General features: G+C 61.0%; 3 protein-coding genes and 2 pseudogenes. 1 reads left to right on the top strand and 4 read right to left on the bottom strand.

Features of this window, described 5'->3' with window-relative positions; all coding sequences use genetic code 11:
* A pseudogene (locus tag VJV58_RS19350) lies at positions 1–222 on the top strand (DNA polymerase III subunit delta); the annotation flags it as partial.
* 120 nt (positions 223–342) lie between these two features.
* On the opposite strand, the gene VJV58_RS19345 reads toward VJV58_RS19350, so the two are convergent.
* From VJV58_RS19345 to VJV58_RS19330, 4 genes and pseudogenes are all read right to left on the bottom strand, one after another.
* Positions 343–1221, bottom strand: coding sequence for a ParB/RepB/Spo0J family partition protein (locus VJV58_RS19345; protein ID WP_324138976.1), 879 nt, complete (start codon positions 1219–1221; stop codon positions 343–345).
* A gap of 127 nt (positions 1222–1348) precedes the next feature.
* On the bottom strand, positions 1349–2200 hold the full coding sequence (locus tag VJV58_RS19340; protein WP_324138975.1) for a ParA family protein: 852 nt from the start codon (positions 2198–2200) through the stop codon (positions 1349–1351).
* The gene (rsmG, locus tag VJV58_RS19335) at positions 2197–2859 is read right to left on the bottom strand and encodes a 16S rRNA (guanine(527)-N(7))-methyltransferase RsmG (protein WP_324138974.1); all 663 of its coding nucleotides are present in this window, start codon (positions 2857–2859) and stop codon (positions 2197–2199) included. The genes VJV58_RS19340 and rsmG overlap by 4 nt, the downstream gene beginning before the upstream one ends.
* A 72-nt stretch (positions 2860–2931) precedes the next feature.
* Positions 2932–3602, bottom strand: a pseudogene (locus VJV58_RS19330) (tRNA uridine-5-carboxymethylaminomethyl(34) synthesis enzyme MnmG); the annotation flags it as partial.

The following is a 3602-nucleotide window of genomic DNA, read 5'->3' as shown; positions in this document are numbered from 1 at the left end:
CCGGTATCGACACTGCTCGAGGGTGGATTTCCTCGGCTGCACTTTTCACGTAAACCGAACGTCGAAACCGCGCTGCGCAGTTTCAGTCCAGCGCGGTTGGCCTCGATCGTCGATCAGCTTGCGACCGCGGCGCTGGACATGCGTAAGCAGACATCGCTCGCGGCCGTGATCGCACAGCGAGTGTTATTGTCCATCGCGGTAAATGCAAAGCGGCGAGGGTGAAGCGAATCGCCGTCCCGCCGTGCTCGTCGCTGAAGACGACGCGACCAGATCGCCGACTAAAGCGCTTTCGAGCGAGGTGGGCGCCGGTTCGCGTCAAGAAAACCGCATCAGCAGAACGAGTTAGATTTTTGTATCCAGCCGTTTGACGATCTCATCGAGCTGATCGAGATCGCGGTAGCGGATATGCACGGTACCGCCGGAATCGCCATGATCGATGTTGACCCTTAACCCGAGTGCGTCGCTGACGCGCTTCTCCAGTGCGACAGTGTCGGAATCTTTCAGCTTGCCGCCGCGTGCCTTCTGCGGTTTGCGTTCTGGCACGCCCTCGACATGGGCCAGCGCCTCGGCCTGGCGCACGTTGAGGCCGTCCTCGACAATGCGCTTGGCGGCGGCGGCTGGATCGGGAACGCCGATCAACGCGCGCGCGTGTCCCGCCGATAACTGCCCCAACGCGATATAGGCCTGCACCTCGGCGGGCAATTTCGTCAACCGCATCATGTTGGCGATGTGGCTGCGGCTCTTGCCGACGATTTTCGCAATCTCTTCCTGCGTGCGTTTGAACTCACCGGCGAGCGCGTGATAGCCCTGTGCCTCTTCCATCGCGTTGAGATCTTCGCGCTGCACGTTTTCGATAATCGCGATCTCGAGTGCATCGGAATCACTGACTTCGACGGGCGCGATCGGCACCTCGTGAAGGCCGGCGATCTGCGCGGCGCGCCAGCGGCGCTCGCCGGCGATGATTTCAAAACGATCCTGCGCGCCTCGAACGGGACGCACCACGATCGGTTGGATCACGCCGTGCTGGCGAATCGATTCGGCGAGTTCGCTGAGTTCGACGTCGGCGAATTCGCGGCGGGGGTTACGCGGATTGGGTTTGAGGAATTCGATCGGAACCTTGCGTTGCGCGCGCGGACGGTCAAGATGCGCGGCCTCGCCGCCGACATCTCCGATCAGACTTGCAAGACCGCGGCCCAATCGCGAACGCGCTTCGTCGGCCATCGCCAGCTCCCTTGGATTCAACTTGATCGCTCCTGTTTCTTGTTTTTGGTCTCGCGAAGCTGGCGAGCTTGAAATCTCTCGTTGGACGGCGCCAGACCACGGATCGCGTACGGAATGAATCGGGCGATCACGGCGCGCGAAGTTCGCGCTCCCGCTGGATCACTTCCGTCGCAAGTTTGAGGTACGCATCGCTGCCGACGCATTTGAGATCGTACACCAGGACCGGCTTGCCATAGGACGGCGCTTCGGAGATGCGCACATTGCGCGGAATCATCGTGTTGTAGACTTTGGCGCCCATGAACTGCCGAACATCGGCGACAACCTGGTTTGCCAGATTGTTCCGCGAATCGAACATGGTCAGCACAATGCCGTGGATTGAGAGGTTGGGATTGAGCGTGCTGCGCACCTGCTCCACCGTTTGTAGCAATTGCGACAATCCTTCGAGCGCGAAGAACTCGCACTGTAACGGCACCAGGATGGCGTCGGATGCCGCCATCGCGTTGACGGTGAGAAGATTGAGCGAGGGCGGACAATCGATCAGCACGTAGGTGTAATCGCTATCCGGCATAGCGTCGGTGTTCAAAGCCGCAATCGCATTGCGCAGCCGGAACGCGCGATCGCGCGTCGATCCGAGTTCAAGTTCGAGACCGGAAAGGTCCATGGTGGACGCCGCTATATGCAACCGCGGAACCGCCGTTGCGACGACCGAATCGCGCAGTCGCGCCTCGCCGATCAGCACGTCGTAAGTCGAGCAGCTGCGATTACGGCGATCGATGCCGAGACCCGTGGAGGCGTTGCCCTGCGGATCGAGATCGACGATCAGCACGCGCTCGCCTATCGCCGCGAGCGCGGTGCCGAGATTGATCGCGGTAGTGGTCTTCCCCACGCCGCCTTTCTGGTTGGCCAGCGCCAGAATGCGCGGGTGTTTGGGCGCGGTTGGCGCCCTCTCCTCAGCGTCAAATTCAGCGAGTACGGTCATGTGTGGGTGCCGTGGTGTTTATCGGACGGATCGCGTCGCTCGATTCCATCAAGTTCAACAATCCAGCCTTGTCCACCGGTGACGCTGGAATGGAGACGAGGCATGATGTTCCAACATTTAGTGGCTGCGGTCAATTCTGCTTCTACATCTTGACCCTTGAGAAAAAGCGCTCTGGCGCCTCTTCTCACCATCGGCTCCGCAAAGCCGATGAGCTGGTTTAGCGGAGCTACCGCGCGCGCGGTGACGCAATCGATCGGCTCAGGGATTCTATCCACAATATCCCTGATGTCGTCCAGATGTACCACCCCAGGCGCGCTCGTAACCCGTAGCGCCTCACGCAGGAAAGCTGCCTTCTTTGCGTTGCGTTCGACCAAGTGCACCATCGCGCCGGAGGTTTCAGCGAGCGCGCAGGCCAGGACCACGCCGGGAAAGCCGCCGCCACTCCCCAAGTCCATCCATGATTTGGAAGACGGAGCGAGCGTCAGCAGCTGCAGCGAATCGGAGACGTGCCGGGTCCATAAATGGGGAAGCGTCGACGGCGCGACCAGATTGGTTTTGGCCTGCCAGGTCCGAAGAAGATCGAGGTAGCGGTCCAGCCGCGACTCTGTTTCACGTGAAACGGGCGTCAGCCGGAGTGCCGCCATCTTGTCGGAAATCATTTCGGTTTCCCTGGGCTGCCGGCGGAAGGCTTGGGCCCTCCGAGACGTCGCGCTGTTTCACGTGAAACGGTCCTACGCGGAATGAGACGCAGCCGTCTTGCGCGCTTCTCGCCGAAGATAGGCGGCTAAAATCGCCAATGCCGCTGGGGTCATGCCGTCCAACCGACCCGCCTGCCCCACCGTTCGCGGACGCGCAGCTTCCAGTTTCGCGCGTGCCTCATTCGAAAGACCCGGCACCAAATTGTAATCGATGCCGTCCAGGATCAGCCCCTCATCGCGCCGAAATGAGTTCACGTCGGCGATTTGGCGCTTGAGGTAGACGTCGTATTTGGCATCGATTTCGAGATGGACCGCCACGCCTGGGTCAATGGCCGACAGCTCCGGCCAGATGCCGCGAACCTCCGATAAGCCGATTTCCGGGTACGCCAGCAGTTCAAAAGCCGAGCGGCGGTGGCCGTCCTTGTTGAGCGTCAATCCATGTTTGGCGGCTTCGTTGGGCGTAAGCGTCAGCGACTTTGTCAGGCGCCTGGCTGCATCCAGCGCCGCCATTTTATTGCGGTGACGCTTCGCGCGATCAGCGCCCACGCAGCCGAGCGCAATTCCCTTGTCCGTAAGGCGCTGATCGGCGTTGTCGGCGCGCAACGTGAGCCGATACTCCGCCCGCGAGGTGAACATCCGGTACGGCTCGGTGATGCCGCGCGTTACCAGATCATCGATCATCACCCCGAGATAGCCTTCGGCGC

This window comes from Bradyrhizobium sp. (assembly GCF_035273305.1).
In the GTDB taxonomy this organism is placed as follows: Bacteria; Pseudomonadota; Alphaproteobacteria; order Rhizobiales; family Xanthobacteraceae; genus Bradyrhizobium.
Note: the sequence above shows the minus strand (reverse complement) of the source record. Positions and strands in the feature narration are given on the sequence as shown.

Coding starts and splice junctions, on each gene's coding strand:
- VJV58_RS19345 (WP_324138976.1), bottom strand. CDS start 1,221: ATGGCCGACGAAGCGCGTTCGCGATTGGGCCGCGGTCTTGCAAGTCTG.
- rsmG (WP_324138974.1), bottom strand. CDS start 2,859: ATGATTTCCGACAAGATGGCGGCACTCCGGCTGACGCCCGTTTCACGT.
- VJV58_RS19340 (WP_324138975.1), bottom strand. CDS start 2,200: ATGACCGTACTCGCTGAATTTGACGCTGAGGAGAGGGCGCCAACCGCG.